Origin of the sequence: Kitasatospora sp. GAS204B (assembly GCF_029892155.1) — a bacterium.
Classification (GTDB): domain Bacteria; phylum Actinomycetota; class Actinomycetes; order Streptomycetales; family Streptomycetaceae; genus Kitasatospora.
Genome location: NZ_JARZAG010000021.1, coordinates 75,287 through 91,006, shown reverse-complemented (window position 1 = coordinate 91,006; position 15,720 = coordinate 75,287). Strand labels below are relative to the sequence as shown.

At 71.0% G+C, this 15,720-nt stretch carries 14 protein-coding genes and 1 pseudogene; 13 read left to right on the top strand and 2 right to left on the bottom strand.

Annotation, left to right across the window (positions count from 1 at the left end; all coding sequences use genetic code 11):
• Positions 1 to 59 precede the first annotated feature (59 nt).
• The 6 genes from P3T41_RS25945 (at position 60) to P3T41_RS25920 (ending at position 5,954) form a co-directional block, all read left to right on the top strand.
• On the top strand, positions 60 to 656 hold the full coding sequence (locus P3T41_RS25945) for a TetR/AcrR family transcriptional regulator (RefSeq protein WP_280692834.1): 597 nt from the start codon (positions 60 to 62) through the stop codon (positions 654 to 656).
• Positions 643 to 1,221: a TetR/AcrR family transcriptional regulator gene (locus P3T41_RS25940; protein ID WP_280692831.1), complete on the top strand. Its 579-nt coding sequence runs from the start codon at positions 643 to 645 to the stop codon at positions 1,219 to 1,221. The genes P3T41_RS25945 and P3T41_RS25940 overlap by 14 nt, the downstream gene beginning before the upstream one ends.
• A 79-nt stretch (positions 1,222 to 1,300) precedes the next feature.
• Positions 1,301 to 2,320, top strand: a complete 1,020-nt coding sequence (locus P3T41_RS25935; RefSeq protein ID WP_280692829.1) for an agmatine deiminase family protein — start codon at positions 1,301 to 1,303, stop codon at positions 2,318 to 2,320.
• A 52-nt stretch (positions 2,321 to 2,372) separates the two neighbouring features.
• Positions 2,373 to 3,536 carry an agmatine deiminase family protein gene (locus tag P3T41_RS25930; RefSeq protein WP_280692955.1) on the top strand — a complete coding sequence of 388 codons (1,164 nt, stop codon included), beginning with the start codon at positions 2,373 to 2,375 and terminating at the stop codon, positions 3,534 to 3,536.
• A 4-nt stretch (positions 3,537 to 3,540) separates the two neighbouring features.
• Positions 3,541 to 4,248 (top strand): urease subunit gamma, encoded by a 708-nt coding sequence (gene ureA / locus P3T41_RS25925; protein ID WP_280692828.1) that lies wholly within the window; start codon positions 3,541 to 3,543, stop codon positions 4,246 to 4,248.
• A complete protein-coding gene (locus tag P3T41_RS25920) occupies positions 4,245 to 5,954 on the top strand; it encodes an urease subunit alpha (RefSeq protein ID WP_280692826.1) in 1,710 nt (569 codons plus the stop codon). The genes ureA and P3T41_RS25920 overlap by 4 nt, the downstream gene beginning before the upstream one ends.
• 65 nt (positions 5,955 to 6,019) lie before the next feature.
• Here the strand turns inward: P3T41_RS25920 and P3T41_RS25915 are convergent, their stop codons facing one another.
• Positions 6,020 to 7,357 (bottom strand): ricin-type beta-trefoil lectin domain protein, encoded by a 1,338-nt coding sequence (locus P3T41_RS25915; RefSeq protein ID WP_280692824.1) that lies wholly within the window; start codon positions 7,355 to 7,357, stop codon positions 6,020 to 6,022.
• A 421-nt stretch (positions 7,358 to 7,778) separates the two neighbouring features.
• Here P3T41_RS25915 and P3T41_RS25910 point away from each other — a divergent pair.
• The 6 genes and pseudogenes from P3T41_RS25910 to P3T41_RS25885 all read left to right on the top strand — a co-directional run bounded on the left by P3T41_RS25910 (position 7,779) and on the right by P3T41_RS25885 (position 13,777).
• Positions 7,779 to 10,022, top strand: a pseudogene (locus tag P3T41_RS25910) (RICIN domain-containing protein).
• A 155-nt stretch (positions 10,023 to 10,177) separates the two neighbouring features.
• Positions 10,178 to 10,612, top strand: a complete 435-nt coding sequence (locus P3T41_RS25905; RefSeq protein ID WP_280692823.1) for an XRE family transcriptional regulator — start codon at positions 10,178 to 10,180, stop codon at positions 10,610 to 10,612.
• Positions 10,609 to 11,118: an ImmA/IrrE family metallo-endopeptidase gene (locus P3T41_RS25900; RefSeq protein ID WP_280692821.1), complete on the top strand. Its 510-nt coding sequence runs from the start codon at positions 10,609 to 10,611 to the stop codon at positions 11,116 to 11,118. Before P3T41_RS25905 ends, P3T41_RS25900 begins: the two co-directional genes overlap by 4 nt.
• Before the next feature lie 9 nt (positions 11,119 to 11,127).
• Positions 11,128 to 12,333, top strand: a complete 1,206-nt coding sequence (locus P3T41_RS25895; RefSeq protein WP_280692819.1) for an MAB_1171c family putative transporter — start codon at positions 11,128 to 11,130, stop codon at positions 12,331 to 12,333.
• Positions 12,334 to 12,382: 49 nt separating this feature from the next.
• Positions 12,383 to 13,117, top strand: a complete 735-nt coding sequence (locus tag P3T41_RS25890; RefSeq protein WP_280692817.1) for a carboxylesterase family protein — start codon at positions 12,383 to 12,385, stop codon at positions 13,115 to 13,117.
• 189 nt (positions 13,118 to 13,306) lie between these two features.
• Positions 13,307 to 13,777 (top strand): hypothetical protein, encoded by a 471-nt coding sequence (locus P3T41_RS25885; RefSeq protein WP_280692815.1) that lies wholly within the window; start codon positions 13,307 to 13,309, stop codon positions 13,775 to 13,777.
• Between the two features lie 4 nt (positions 13,778 to 13,781).
• Here the strand turns inward: P3T41_RS25885 and P3T41_RS25880 are convergent, their stop codons facing one another.
• The gene (locus P3T41_RS25880; RefSeq protein ID WP_280692812.1) at positions 13,782 to 14,624 is read right to left on the bottom strand and encodes a helix-turn-helix transcriptional regulator; all 843 of its coding nucleotides are present in this window, start codon (positions 14,622 to 14,624) and stop codon (positions 13,782 to 13,784) included.
• A gap of 215 nt (positions 14,625 to 14,839) precedes the next feature.
• Between P3T41_RS25880 and P3T41_RS25875 the strand changes: the two genes are divergently transcribed.
• The gene (locus P3T41_RS25875) at positions 14,840 to 15,697 is read left to right on the top strand and encodes an oxidoreductase (RefSeq protein ID WP_280692810.1); all 858 of its coding nucleotides are present in this window, start codon (positions 14,840 to 14,842) and stop codon (positions 15,695 to 15,697) included.
• The last annotated feature ends 23 nt before the right edge of the window (positions 15,698 to 15,720 follow it).

Genomic DNA, 15,720 nt, shown 5'->3' with positions numbered 1-15,720 from the left:
GTGATGTGCCCCGCATCCTGCACCGAACTGAAAATTCAGTCAAGGTAGAGTGAGCAACCATGTCGGATCGTCGGACGGAAATACTCAAGGCAGCCACCCGCGTGATCGCGCGGCGGGGCGTGCGCGGACTGCGCGTCAGCGAGCTGGCGGCAGAGGCGGGGGTGTCGACCTCGCTGATCTACTACCACTTCACCGATCGCGCCGGGATCCTCCGCCAGACGCTCGAGTTCATCAGCGACCGCGCCGACCGCTACACCGCCGAGCGCAGCCCCGGGACCTACCCCGACGACGCCCGGGCCGACCTGGAACAGGTCCTGCTGCTCGAACTCCAGGACACCCCCGAGGTGCGGGAGAACAGCACCGCCTGGGGAGAGCTGCGCGCCAGCGCGGTCTTCGAGCCCGACCTGCGCGAGGACCTGGCCCGGGCCACCCACACCTGGGTCCACGAGATCGCCGATCTGCTCGCCCGCGCCGATCCGCTGGGCACGGCCCCGGCGCACGCGGCCGCCGCCGAACGTCTGACGGCCCTCATCGAGGGCCTCAGCGTCCGCTGGCTCAGCGGCTCCCTGCCGCTGGACCACGCCCGGCACCTGCTCGAAGGCGCCATCGACGCCGAGCTGGGGTCGCGTAGGGTATCGGACCATGGCCGGTCGTAGAACAGCAATCATGGAGGCCGCCGCGCGCGTGATCGCACGGCGGGGGGTGCGCGGTCTTCGCGTGGAGGAACTCGCCGCGGAGGCCGGTGTGTCCACCGCGCTGATCTACTACCACTTCAAGGACCGCACCGGGATCCTCCGCCAGACGCTGGAGTTCATCAGCGACCGCGCCGAGCGCTACACCAGGCAGCAGGAAGCGGGCAGCGAACCCCTCAGCGCCCGCGAGGAGTTGGAGCAGTCCCTGCTGCTGGAGCTGCAGGACACCCCCGAGGTGCGGGAGAACAGCACCGCCTGGGGCGAGCTGCGCGCCAGCGCGGTCTTCGAGCCCGACCTGCGCGAGGACCTGGCCCGGGCCACCCTGGTCTGGGTCCAGGAGATCGCCGAGATCCTCGGGCGGATCCAGCCGATGGGATCGGCGGTGGCACTGGCCGGCGCGGCCGAGCGGCTCACCGCGCTACTCGAGGGGCTGAGCGTGCGCTGGCTCAGCGGCGGGCTGCCGCTGGACCACGCCCGCGCCCTGATGGCCGCCGGTATCGACGCCGAGATCGCGCGACTGCGTCCGTAGGCGCCCCGGCGTCCGATCCGGGCGCAGACACGCGGCCCGATGCTTGACTGAATTTTCAGTCAGTGTCAGAGTGGGGCCCATGAAAGACTCGCTTCTGCGCCCCCAGGTGCCCAGGGACGACGTGCCGCACGCCCGGACGTGGATGTCCTGGCCGTCGCGCAAGTCGGTCTGGGGACGTCAACTGCGCGGAGTGCAGGAGGACATCGCGCTGATCGCCCGCACGATCGCGCGCTACGAGCCCGTGGTCCTGTGCGCACCGGACGACTACTCGGTCTCCCAGGCCCAGCACGCCTGCGGCCCGAGCGTCTCCGTGATCGGCTCGATCCCGACGGACGACCTGTGGATGCGCGACATCGCCCCGGTCTTCCGGCGTGACGGTCGCGGCGGACTGCAGGCGATCGGGCTGAACTTCAACGGCTGGGGCAGGAAGCAGGTCCACGCCGACGACGCCCACGTCGCCGGGAGCGTCGCCCGCCTGACCGGCCTGCCCTTCATCCGCGCCGACTTCGTCGGTGAGGGCGGCGGCATCGAGACCGACGGTGCCGGCACGGTCATGGCGACCGAGAGCAGCCTGGTCAACAAGAACCGCAACCGCGGCTGGAGCCGCGACGAGGTCGAGGCGGCCGTCCTCGATGTGTATGGCGCGGACAGGATGATCTGGGTGCCCGGCATCAAGGGCAAGGACATCACCGACGACCACATCGACGTCACCTCCCGCTTCGTCCGCCCTGGTCTGGTGCTGGTCCAGCTGCCACCGGACGGCCGCAAGGACGCCTGGGCGCGGGATGCGCGCGAGCAGTTCGACATCCTGACCGCGGAGACCGACGCGCGGGGACGACGGCTGGAAGTCGTCCGCGTCGAGGGGCCGGACAGCGTCCGCTCGCGGCGCTCCGACTTCGTCGACTCGTACCTCAACTTCCACGTCGTCAACGGCGCCGTCATCGCCGCCCAGTTCGGCGACGACTACAAGGACGCGGCCGCCAAGCGGACCTTGGAGGCGGCCTTCCCCGGCCGTGCCGTCGTCCAGCTCGATGTCGACCGCCTGATGGCAGGCGGTGGCGGCATCCACTGCTCGACCATGCAGGAACCGCTCCCGTAAGCCAGTACGGCACCCGGCACCCGCCCCCCGATCCCCGGAGAACCACGTGGCCCTGTCCGCCCTTTCCCGCCGTACCGTGCTGCGGTCCCTCGCCGGTGCCGGCGTCGTCGCGCTCGGCGCCGCGGCCTGCACCGGGCCCGACGGCTCGGCCGGACCCGGCACGCCAGCCTCCAACGGGCTTGTCCAGCCCGGCAGTTCGACCAGCGCGACGGCCGGACGCCGGCTCGGCGCCGAGTGGGAGAAGCACGCGCGCACGTTCATGGCGTGGCCCGCGTCGCAGGAGATCTGGGGTGGGCAGCTCGACGCCGTCCGCAAGGACATCGCAGGTGTGGCGCGGGCGATCGGGAGCCGCGAGCCGGTCGTCCTGCTGGTGCGGCCCGGCCAGGAGGCTTCGGCGCAGAACGCCTGCGGCTCGGACATCGAGATCTTCTCGACCCCGGTGGACGACCTGTGGGCCCGCGACACCGTGCCGGTGTTCGTCGAGGAGGCCGGAAAGGTGAAGGGCGCCGACTTCAACTTCAGCGGCTGGGGCGGCAAGCAGCAGCACGCGAACGACGCCGGCGTCGCCCGCGCAGTCCTGGCCAAGTACGGCCTGGACCGGATCGGCACCCCGGTCGTCGCCGAGGGCGGCTCGTTCGAGAGCGACGGCCAGGGCACCCTGCTGGTCACCGAGAGCTCGGTGGTCAACGACAACCGCAACCCCGGCAAGAGCCGTGACCAGATCGAGGCGGACCTCAAGGCGGCCCTGGGCGTGACCAAGGTGATCTGGCTGGCCGGCGTACGCGGCCAGGACATCACCGACGCGCACGTGGACTGCCTCGCCCGATTCGCGGGCCCCGGTGTCGTGTTCCTGGACCAGGCCTTCCCCGGCATGCCGGCGGACGTCTGGTCGCGCTCGGCCGACCAGGCCCGGACCGTCCTCGCGGGCGCCACCGACGCGACCGGCAAACCGCTGACGGTCATCGACCTCCAGCAGCCGGACCCCGACCTGATCACCGGCCGCGGCGAGGCCTTCGTCTCCTCGTACCTGAACTTCTACATCGGTGACAAGGGCGTCTACCTGCCGCTGTTCGGCGACCCGAAGGCCGACGAGCACGCGCAGGGGCTGATGAAGGAGCACTTCCCGAACCGCGAGATCGTCCCGCTCCAGATCGACACCATCGCCGGTGGTGGCGGCGGCATCCACTGCTCCACCCACGACCAGCCGGCCGGGTGACGCCGTGCGGCTGACCCCGACCGAGCGCGACCGGCTGCTGATCTTCACAGCCGCCGAACTGGCCCGCGCCCGCCGCCTGCGCGGGCTGCTGCTCAACGTGCCCGAAGCCACCGCGCTGATCGCGGACACCGTCTGCGAGGCGGCCCGGGACGGCGTGCGCCTGGCCGAGGCGATCGAGCGCGCCCGCTGCGTGCTCGGGCCGCAGGACGTCCTGCCGGGCGTGCCGGACCTCGTCACCGAGGTCAACGTCGAGGCGGTGTTCGCCGACGGCACCCGGCTGGCGGTGGTCCCCGACCCGTTCGGCGGCGGGAGCCTGGGCGAGGCCGCGCCCGGTGCCGTGATATCCGGCACCGACACGGCGTACCTGCCGCAGCCGGTCCACACTCTGACGGTCCGCAACACCGCGACGGTGCCGGTGAGCGTGACGTCCCACTTCCACTTCTTCGAGGCCAACCCCCGGCTCGACTTCGACCGCCCCACCGCCTACGGCATGCGGCTCGCCGTCCCGGCCGGCTCGTCCGTGCGCTTCGACCCGGGCGCGGTGATCGAGGTCGGACTCGTCCCGATCGGCGGTGCCCGCGTCGCGATCGGCTTCGCCGGGCTGGTCGACGGCCCGCTGGACGCACCGGGCGCCAAGCAGCAAGCACTGCGCAGAGCCGCCGCGTGCGGCTACCTCGGAGCCCTGACCGACGAGTTGGAGGGCGAGCGGTGAGCACGACGATCGAACCCCACGAGTACGCCGCCGTGCACGGCCCGAGAGCCGGTGACCGGGTGCGCCTCGGCGACTCGGGCCTGGTGGTCCGGGTCGAGTCCGACTCGCAGCTGCCGGGCGAGGAGTTCCTGGTCGGCTTCGGCAAGACCGCCCGCGACGGACTGCACCTCAAGGCCGCGGCCGTCCGCGAGACCTGTGACGTGGTCATCAGCAACGTGCTGGTGATCGACGCGATCCAGGGCATCCGCAAGACCTCCATCGGGATCCGCGAGGGCCGGATCGCCGCGATCGGCCGGGCCGGCAACCCGGACACGCTTCAAGGGGTCGACGTGGTGGTCGGTACCGGCACCACGATCGTCTCCGGCGAGGGCCTGATCGCCACCGCCGGCGCCGTCGACACCCACGTGCACCTGATGTCCCCGCGCATCATGGAGGCCTCGCTCGCCTCCGGTGTCACCACGATCATCGGCCAGGAGATCGGCCCCGCCTGGGGCGTCGGCGTCAACTCCCCCTGGGCGCTGCGCCACGCCTTCAACGCCTTCGACGCCTGGCCCGTCAACATCGGTTTCCTGGGCCGGGGTTCGTCCTCCGACCCGGAGCCGCTGGTCGAGGCGCTGGCCGAGGGCGGCGCCTGCGGCTTCAAGGTGCACGAGGACATGGGCGCCCACACCCGCGCCCTCGACACCGCACTGCGCGTCGCCGAGGAACACGACGTCCAGGTCGCCCTGCACACCGACGGCCCCAACGAGTGCCTCTCGGTCGAGGACACCCTGGCCGTCCTCGAAGGCCGCACCATCCACGCCTTCCACATCGAAGGCTGCGGCGGCGGACACGTCCCCAACGTCCTCAAGATGGCCGGGGTCCCGAACATCATCGGCTCCTCCACCAACCCCACCCTCCCCTACGGCCGGGACGCGGTCGCCGAGCACTACGGCATGATCGTCTCCGTCCACGGGCTCAAGACCGACCTGCCGGGCGACGCCGCGATGGCCCGCGACCGGATCCGCGCCGGGACCATGGGCGCCGAGGATGTCCTGCACGACCTCGGGGTCATCGGCATCACCTCCTCCGACGCGCAGGGCATGGGCCGCGCCGGCGAGACCGTCCGCCGCACCTTCGCCGTGGCGGCCAAGATGAAAGCCGATGTCGGTCCCATGGCGGGCGACGGGCCCGACGACGACAACGCCCGCGTCCTGCGCTACATCGCGAAGCTCACCATCAACCCCGCCATCGCGCACGGCCTCGCCCACGAGGTCGGCTCGATCGAGGTCGGCAAGCTCGCCGACCTCGTGCTCTGGCGGCCCGCGTTCTTCGGCGCGAAGCCCCAGCTGGTCCTCAAGGCCGGCTTCCCCGCCTACGGCGTGACGGGCGATCCGAACGCGGCCACCGAGGCCTGCGAACCGCTCGTCCTCGGCCCGCTGTTCGGCGCGCACGGCGCGACGGCCGCCGACCTGTCCGTCGCGTTCGTCGCCCGGGCCGCCGCCGAGTCCGGTTCGTTCGGCCGTCCGTACGACGCCATGGCCACCCGGCGGCGCCGGGTGGCGGTCAGGGGAACCAGGGGCATCGGCCCGGCCGACCTGATCCGCAACGCCCGCCTGGGCGACGTCCAGGTCGACCCGCGCAATGGCCTGGTGACCCTCGACGGCACCCCGGTGCGGTCCGAGCCCGCGCAGGACGTGCCGCTCAGCCGCCTCTACTTCCTCTGACACCGGGAGCAGTCCCACCGTGCCCGGGCACGGTGGGACTGCTCCCGGATTGGTGCCGGTGGGGCTCAGCTGGGCAGCGTCCACTGCTGGTTGGCGCTGTCGTAGCAGGTCCAGATCTGCAGCCGGGTGCCGTTGGCGGAGCTGGGGCCGGTGGCGTCCAGGCACTTGCCCGAACTTGGGTTGACCAGTTCACCGTTGGACTGGGGCTGCCAGACCTGGGCGCCGCTGCCGTTGCAGTCGTACAGCTGCACCTGGGTGCCGTCGGCGGTGCCGGCGGCGGTCACGTCCATGCACTTGCCCAGGGCGCTCAAGGTGCCGTTGGTACCCACGGTCCACTGCTGGGCCCCGGTGCCGTTGCAGTCGTAGAGCTGGACCGCCGTGCCGTTGGCGGTGGCGGCGCCGGCCACGTCCACGCACTTGCCGCCGTAGCCGGTGATCTGGCCGGTGCGGCCCGGGCCGGGTCCGCCGCCGGTCAGCTGGTTGAAGATCCGGGAGTAGGCGTAGCCGGTCGGCTTGTCGTAGTAGTCGACCTCCCAGAAGGAGAGTTCCTGGACGCCTCGGGCGGCGGCGAAGCTCTCCAGGGTCTGCGCGTCGGACTGCGAGAAGTACTCGTTGTCGTCGTTCTGGCCGGCGATCGGGGTCAGGCCGAGCCGGCCGTAGGCGGCCGAGGTGGAGATGCCGTAGAGGCCGGCGAGCTGGCCGGCACTGGCGGTGGCGGCCGACTCGGCGTCGTTCAGCGCGTTCTCGCCGTTGCCGAAGTCCATGGTCATGATGTTGACCGCGCTGACGTTGACGCCCTGGCTCTGAGCGTCGGTCAGCACGCCGTACTCCTGCGACGGCAGCCCGTTCGGGGCCACCGCGAGGGTGTACGCCACCTGCACCGAGGGATTCTGCGCCTGCAGCGCGGCGAGCGCCTGGTTGCGGCGCTGGTTGGCGGCGGTGTCGCCCAGGGTGCCGCCCTCGATGTCGAAGTCGAGGCGGGTCACACCGTAGGTGTTGACGATGTTGGCGTAGGCGGCGGTGAGCGCGGAGACCGAGGTGCAGGTCTGCGCCAGCTCGCCGCCCTGGGCGCCGCCGAACGAGATGATGACGCTGCCGCCGGCCGCCTTGAGCGCGTTGATCTGCGAGGTGTAGGCGCCCACCGGGTCGCCGCCGGCCTCCCACTGCGCGGTGCAGCCGGACTGCGGGATGAGGAAGGCGAGCGTGTAGTTCTTCAGACCGGTGGCGTTCATGTCGGACGCCAGGTCGGCTGCGGTGCCGCTGCTCAGCTGCAGGTAGGGGGCGGCGAAGTGGGCGGGAAGAGCTGCGGTCGCCGCGTGTACCTGGCCCGCGGTGCCCAGGAAGGCGGCGGCGGAGGCGACGACGGTCGTGACGAGCGTGGCGGTGCCGTGTTTGAAACGCATCAGGGGCTCCGTAGGTGGCCGATGGCGGGGGTGTTTCATCCGACCCGAGCAGAACGGGAGTCTGCGCGCGCTCATGACACCTCGTCAAGGCTTGTAACAGGAAACCTTCCCAATGAATCACCAGAACGGACCGCCCCAGACCCGCCGCAACGGTTCTGACCTGCGCACTTGCCTACCTGCGCACGATGTTGCCGGAACGCGGTTCACCGCCCGATCGCGTGCAGAAGATGAAGCCCCACATGGTCTGGACCACTAGACCGTCCAGTAGGCTGGCGTTGCCTCAAGTCATCTGATTCACTGCATAGTTGCAGCTCCCCCGAGGCAGCACGAGGGCCACCTACCGGGATGAACGGAAGCCTTGACGCGGCGGTATCGGCTCTGCTTCCTTCAAGAAACAAAATCCCGCTCGGGAGAGGTCACCATGAAACGCTTCCTGAAGCACGGTCGGCCGACGCGCCGCCTGGCCGGACCGGGGGCCGCCGCGGTCCTGGTCGCCGCCGCGCTCTCCACGGTGGGCGGCGCGACGGGCGCGCACGCCGCCGTCTCCAGTTCAGCCTGGTACAACCTGGTGAACGCCAACAGCGGCAAGTGCGTGGACGCCGCTTCCGGCGCCACCGCCAACGGCACCGCCGTGCAGCAGTACACCTGCAACGGCACCGGCGCCCAGCAGTGGCAGTTGCTGCCGGCGACCGATGCCGGCTACTACGTGATCGTCAACGCCAACGGCGCCCAGCCGGCGATCGACGTGGCCGGTCCGTCGACCGCCGGCGGCGCGCAGATCCACCTCTGGTCGAACGGCGGCTGGAGCAGCCAGGAGTGGCAGCCGGTGGCCGAGAGCGGCGGTGGCTACCACTTCGTCAACCACTACAGCGGGCTCTGCCTTGACGTACCGTCCGCCTCGACCGCGGACGCGGTGCAGCTGCAGCAGTACACCTGCAACGGCACGGCCGCGCAGTCCTACGCGCTGAACCAGGTCGGCGGCAGCGCCCCGCCGCCCAACCCGAACAATCCCGACCTGGGACCGAACGTCAAGATCTTCGACCCGTCGATGTCCGCCGCCAGCATCCAGTCGACCATCGACTCGGTCTACGGCTCCCAGCAGTCGAACCAGTTCGGCACCGACCGGTACGCGCTGCTGTTCACGCCGGGCAGCTACGACGTCGACGTGCCGGTGGGCTTCTACACCCAGGTGGCCGGCCTCGGCGCGTCCCCCGACGACGTCTCGCTGACCGGCGGCGGCATCCACGTGGACGCCGCCTGGTCCGGCGGCAACGCCACCCAGAACTTCTGGCGCGACGTGGAGAACCTCTCCGACACGCCGAGCTCCGGCACCCTGGAGTACGCCGTCTCGCAGGCCGATCCGTTCCGCCGGGTCGACGTGCACGGCAACATGACCCTGGACGACTACACCTCGGGCAACAGCAGCAGCAACTGGTCCTCCGGCGGGTTCATCGGCGACTCGAAGGTCTCCGGCCAGATCAACTCCGGTACCCAGCAGCAGTACCTGACCCAGGACAGCACGATGGGCAGCTAGGGCGGCTCCAACTGGAACATGGTCTTCGTCGGCGACAACGGCGCCCCCGCGCAGTCCTTCCCGACCTACACCACGGTGGCCCAGACGCCGACCGTGCGGGAGAAGCCCTACCTGTACGAGGACTCCACCGGCCTCTACAACGTCATGGTGCCGGCCCTGCGCACCAACGCCACCGGCCCGGACTGGACCGGCGGCAGCACCGCGGGCACCACGATCCCGATCACCCAGTTCTACGTGGTGAAGGCCGGTGACACCGCCGCCACCATCAACGCCGCGCTCGCCGCCGGCAAGAACCTGCTGGTCACGCCGGGCGTCTACCACCTCAACGCGCCGCTGAACATCACCAAGCCGGACACCGTGGTGCTCGGACTCGGCATGGCGACCCTGGTGCCCGACAACGGCGTCACCGCGATCACCACCGCCGACGTGAACGGCATCGACATCGCCGGACTGATCGTCAGCGCGGGCACCACCAACAGCTCCTCCCTGGTGCAGATCGGCCCCGCCGGCGCGACCGCCTCGCACGCGGCCGACCCGACCAGCCTCCAGGACGTCTTCTTCCGGGTCGGCGGCGACGTGGCCGGCCAGGCCACCCGATCCCTGGTGGTGAACAGCAACGACACCATCGGCAACGACCTGTGGATCTGGCGGGCCGACCACGGCAACGGCGGCACCTTCGGCTGGAACACCAACACCGCCGCCAACGGCCTGGTGGTCAACGGCGACAACGTCACCATGTACGGCCTGGCGGTCGAGCACTACCAGCAGTACCAGACGCTCTGGAACGGCAACGGCGGCCGGACCTACTTCTACCAGTCCGAGATGCCCTACGACGTCCCGGACAACGCGAGTTGGACCCCTGGCGGCGGGCAGAACGGCTACCCCTCCTACAAGGTCGCCGACTCGGTCACCTCACACCAGGCCTGGGGGCTCGGCGTCTACTGCTACATGAGCACCAACCCGTCGGTGGTCGCCGACCGGGCGATCGAGGTCCCCGGCAGCGGCTCGGCCTTCCACGACATGGTCACCGTCTCGCTCGGCGGCAGCGGCACCATCAGCCACGTGATCAACGGCTCCGGGGGCCAGGTCTCCAGCGGCTCCACGGTGACGTACCTGACCTCGGGTCCCTGAGCTCGGATCCCTGCCCCGGGCAGGCACCGGCCGTCGCCGGGTTCGGGCCACCGGCCCGGGCCCGGCGACAGTGCGTTCGGCTACCATGCTGACTGTCGCATGATCGGTACGCTGCGTCAGCTCACGTTCATCCTGAGGACCGGGGAGGGGTTCTTTTGACCAGGACACTCCAGGAGCGACTGAACGCGCTGTTCGAGACGGTCCACCCACCCGACCGAGGCCCCTACAGCAACCACGAAGTGGCCGACCTGCTGCGCGAACGCGGTGGCGCCTCCCTCTCCCACGTCTATCTGTGGCAGCTGCGCACCGGGCGGCGGGACAACCCCACCAGGCGGCACCTCGAGGCGCTGGCGGGGTTCTTCGGCGTCCCCGCGGCCTACTTCTTCGACGACAGCACCGCCGACAGGGTCACGGCCGAGCTGGCGTTCCTCGGTGAGTTGCGCAACAGCGGAGTCCAGCGTGTCGCCCTGCGGGTGGCGGGGCTGTCACCGCAGAGCATGGAGCAGGTGCTCGCCACGGTCGAGCAACTGCGCGCACAGGAAGGGCTCCCGGCCGGCTCAGCCGACGAAGGAACGGACCGGAACCCATGAGAGGCGGCCTGCGCAGCAGTTGCCGGCGCTTCGTGCGTGGCCTGGACCTGCCGCGCGTCAGCAGCGTGCGCGAGCTCTTCCCGGTCGTCGAGAACCTCTCCGGTTACCCGATCCGGACCCTCCCCATCGCCGAGGACATCGCGCAGGGCTTGTGCGGCCTCTGGATCCGCTCGCAGAGCACGGACTACATCTTCGTCCACCCGGACACCAGCCCCGCCCACCAGGACCACATCATCGCGCACGAGCTCGGACACATCCTCCGCAACCACCAGGGTCTGCCGGTCCTCCCGTCGGCCCCGTCGGCCAAGCCGGTCGCCGACCGGCTGGTCCCCGACCTCGACCCGAGGGTGGTCAAGATGATGCTGGGCCGCACGAGTTACGAACACGACGACGAGGAGGAGGCGGAGTTGATCGGCACCTACCTGCAGCGCCACGCACACCGCCCGGGCCCGCGCCGCCAAGGCGACGATCCGGTGGCGGACACGTTGCTGCGCGAAAGGCGGTGACACGGGTCCATGCAGCAGTTCCTGCACCCGGTCTGTCTGACCCTGGCCGTCACCGGCTTCCTGATACTGCTCTGCCCACCGCGACACCTGGGCCGGGACCGGGCGCTGACCGCCCTGGTCGGCATGTACGGTCTCTCCGGCTTCTCCTTCCTGGTGTCCCTCGATCCGGTCTGGGCGTTTCTGGGCCGCACGACCGGCAACCCGGCCATCGGCATCCTGGCCTCCTTCGGCATCGTCACGGCGCTGGAGACGCTGGAGCTCATCGTGCTGGCCCACTGGGTCCTGCCGCCGGAGAAGGCCCGCAGGACGGTCCGGCTCTGCCTCGCGGCCGGGGCGGCGGTCATCGCCGCACTGGCGACGCTGTTCCTCCTGCTGCCCGTCACCGGCGCGGTCTCCCCGCAGGCCTTCACGGCCAAGTACATCCACAGCGGCATCTATCAGGCGTTCCTGACGCTCTACATCGGTGCCTATGCCATCGGGGAGGGCATCGCCGCCGTGGTCTGCTGGCGGCGGGCCGGCGGCACGGGCGAGCCATGGATCGCCCGTGGTCTGCGCGTCGTGGGCGCGGGGGCACTGCTGACCTTCGGCTACAGCGCGGTCCGACTCGTGGACGTCGCAACCGCGGTCTTCGGCCTCCCCCATGCGTCGGCGCAGGCGGAGAACTTCGCCTGGCTCTGCGCCGACGGCGGCACCACGCTCCAACTCACCGGATTCTTCATTCCCACGCTGGCCGTGCACGCCGTCCCGAGGGCCCGGGCCTGGGCGAGCGCCTATCGCAACTACCAACGCCTCGCACCGCTGTGGCACCGGGTGCACGACGCCCTGCCCACCATCGCGCTGCAGACCTCCCGGCACGCCTCGGCGGACCGCCCGCCCGTCTGGGGTGCCACCTGGCACCTGTACCGGCGCACCGTGGAGATCCGGGACGGCCAGTGGGCCTTGCGCCACCACCTGGACGCATCCGTGCGCCACGCGGCCGAGACGCGTCACACGAGCGCCGGGCTGCGGGGCGCCGAGCTGGCCGCCGCGGTCACCGCCGACCAACTCCGCGGGGCGCTGACGGCCTACCACCGCAACGAATCACCGAAGGCCCCGACCGCCTACGCCGACGCGGGCGACCGCGACGAGGTCCGCACGCCGGACGACGACGTTCGCGCACTGCTGCGCATCGCCGCCCACTTCGCGACCGCCGCCGCGCACGAGGATGCCACTTGATGGACTGGGCGAACCAGAAGAACACCAGCGGAAAGAGCACCGACACGCCATGACGGCAAACCTCGAAGTCACCACCTCGACCTACGGACCCGGCGCCAAGTCGATCGACATCTACCGGCCCACGCCGGCCGGCCCGGCACCCGTCGTGCTCCTCTGGCACGGCATCGGTCCCGATGAACGGGACGTGCTGGCACCCCTGGCCGAGGCAACGGCCCGGCAGGGCCTGCTCGTCTACGTTCCCGACTGGCGCCCCGACGCCGAGGACGGCGGCCGCGGCCACCTCCTCGAATCCCTCCGGTTCGTCCGCGAGCACGCCGCCTCGCACGGGGGTGACGCCGACCGCACGGTGCTGGCCGGCTGGTCGGCCGGGGCCTCGGCGGCGGTGAGCCTCGCCCTGGCCCCCGAGGCCGTCGACGGTTGGCGCCCGACGGCCGCGGTCGGCATCGCGGGCCGCTACGACCGGCCGTCCCGGATCACCGGCACCAGCCCGACGGCCGAGCTGTCCCGCCCCGCTCTCGCGCCGAGTCCCGTCTGGCTCGTCCACGGCACCTCGGACGCGCTGGTGAGCAGCCGCTACTCGGAGGAATTCCGCGACGCCCTGCGGGACCACGGGTGGTCGGCGCACCTCGAAACACCCGCCTCCGACCACGCGGGCGTGATCATGACCGAGTACGACCCGGACCAGAACCGCTGCCGCCCGGCCCAAGCGGAACACGCCCGCAGCGCCGGCCTGACCACCGCCGGCATCCTCGCCACCGCCGCGTCGACCACGGTTGGCCGGTGACCACCGGGCGGGAGTGACCGAGCGGGCGCGGTGCGGGTCAGGGCTGCCGGGTCGCTATTCAGAGGGTTCTCAGAGGACAGGAACATGGCAACTCGGCTGACATCTCGTCAGCATTGAAGGCACAGCGTCAAGTCCGCCTCCAGCGGCGGCTCACCGACGCGCTCCTGCCCTGATGCCCCGGAGGCTCCCATGTCCATGCCCTCGCTCGACCGTGCCCGCTTACTCCCCAGAGTGGTCGCCGCGCTGCTCTGCCTCGCCGTGTCCTGGATCCACGTCCAGGACCAGGGAGGCTTCCCCGGCGACAAGACACCGCACTACGTCGGCATCGGCTACTACCTGCTGGAGGCGACCGGCGTGCTCTGCGCGGCGCTGCTCCTCGCCGGCACCCGGCAACGCGTGCCCCGCGACGCCTACCCCGTCGACTGGCTGCTCGCCATGGGAGTCGCCCTCGGCCCGCTGCTCGGCTTCATCCTCTCCCGAGGCCCCGGTCTGCCCGACTACAACGACGACAAGGGCAACTGGACCGAACCCCTGGGCCTCATCAGCGTCGTCGTGGAGGGCACCCTCCTGATCACGGCCGCCACCGTCCTGCTGACCGCCCTCAGAACGACGCAGACCACCGAAAGCCGACGCGTGCCCAGCAGCTCCACCGCCCGCTGACCCGTCAGCCGGGAGCGAGGTGCTGCGCGCCGAGGACCGCCAGCAGGGCGAGCTTCTCGTAACTCTCGCTGCCAGGCGTGGCGGTGAGGATCAGCAGCACGTGGGTTCGATCCGGGTCGAGCAGGAACTGGCAGTAGAGGTCGAGCCGGCCGACTTCCGGGTGGATGAACCGCTTCTGCTCCGTGTAACGCAGTCCGACCTGGTGGCCGTTCCAGAGGTCGGCGAACTCCGTGCTCAGGCCGGTCAAGGTGTGGGCCAGTTGTGCGGCAGGTGACTGCGGACCGTGCTGCGTGACGACGGTCCGCAGTTGGGCGACGTGGACGCGGCTGTGGTGGGGGTGGTCCTCGGCGGGGTAGAGGCGGCGGGCGTCGGGGTGGGTGAACCAGCGGTAGACGGCGCTTCGGGTGGGGCCGGTGTGCTTGGTCTCGTCGCCGAACAGCGCGGTGGCGAGCCTGGTCTGGGCGAGCGTCTCGCCGAGCGCGCCCATGATCTGCGCGGGGGTGTCGTCGAGCCGGTCGAGCACCCGCATCAGGCCGGGGCTGACGTGCTCGGCCCGCAGGGCGCGGAGCGGGGCGCGGTGGCCGGCGAGCAGGAACAGGTGGTCGCGTTCGTCGAGGGAGAGTCGCAGGCCGCGGGCGAGGGCGGCGGTCATCTGTTCGGAGGGCTGCGGGCCGTTTCCGCGTTCGAGGCGGGCGTAGTAGTCCGCCGACATGCCCGACAGCTCGGCCACGTCCTCGCGGCGCAGGCCGGCGGTGCGTCGGCGGGTCCGGCCGGGCAGGCCGACGTCCTCGGGTTGCAGGGCTTCGCGCCGGCTGCGCAGGAAGTGCCCGAGTTCGTCCCGGTCCATGTCCTCATCCCGTTCGTGTGGCGGGCCGGTTGCCGGCGCCGCTGGTTCCACTATCGACGGGCGCCGGGTCCGGTATCCACTGTCCGGCGTTCAGTGGCTCGGCGGGTCCTTGTCGCCTCCTCGGGCGCGGCGTCTACTCGTGTCCACCGCCACGGCGGCGGACGACGGGCCCAGGACCTTGCGGCTCGCGTCGATCACGGATCGAGGAGAGCCTCATGTCGAAGTGGACGGCGGCTGAGCTGCCGGACCTGTCGGGCCGCACGGTGATCGTCACCGGTGCGTCGAGCGGGATCGGCCTGGTCACCGCGCGGGAGTTGGCCCGGGTCGGCGCCCGGGTCGTGCTCGCGGTGCGCGATGTCGCCAAGGGCGAGGCCGCGTCGGCCGGGATCACGGGCCGCACCGAGGTGCGGCGCCTGGACGTGTCGAGCCTGGAGTCGGTGCGTGCCTTCGCGACGGAGTGGACCGGGGAGGTGGACGTGCTGGTCAACAACGCGGGTGTGATGGACGTCCCGCTCAGCAGGACGGCGGACGGGCTGGACCTGCAGACCGCGACCAACTACTTCGGGCCGTTCGCGTTGACGAACCTGTTGCTGCCGCGCATCACCGACCGGGTGGTGCACGTCGCGTCCCAGTTGCATCGGATGGGGCACGCCCGGCCGGAGGACCTGAACTGGGAGCGGCGGCCGTACAAGCCGATGGACGCGTACAGCGACTCCAAGCTCGACCTGCTCCTCTTCTCGCTGGAGCTGCAACGGCGGTTGACCGAGGCCGGCAGCCCGGTGCGCTCCATGGTCGCGCACCCGGGGATCGCCACCACGTCGTTGGCGAGCCGTTCCGCAGCCAACCGGATCAATAAGTTCCGATTCTTCCTCAACGATCCCGAGCACGGCGCGTTGCCGACACTGTTCGCCGCGACTCAGGACCTGCCGGGCAATTCCTACATCGGCCCGGACGGCCCGGGCGGCATCAAGGGCCATCCGAAGGTCGGCCGGCCCTCCCGGGCCGCACGCGACACCGAGGCCGCGGGCAGGCTCTGGGCCGCCACCGCGCTGCTGACGGGAACGGCGGCATGACCTTTCCCCGGATGCCCCACTCG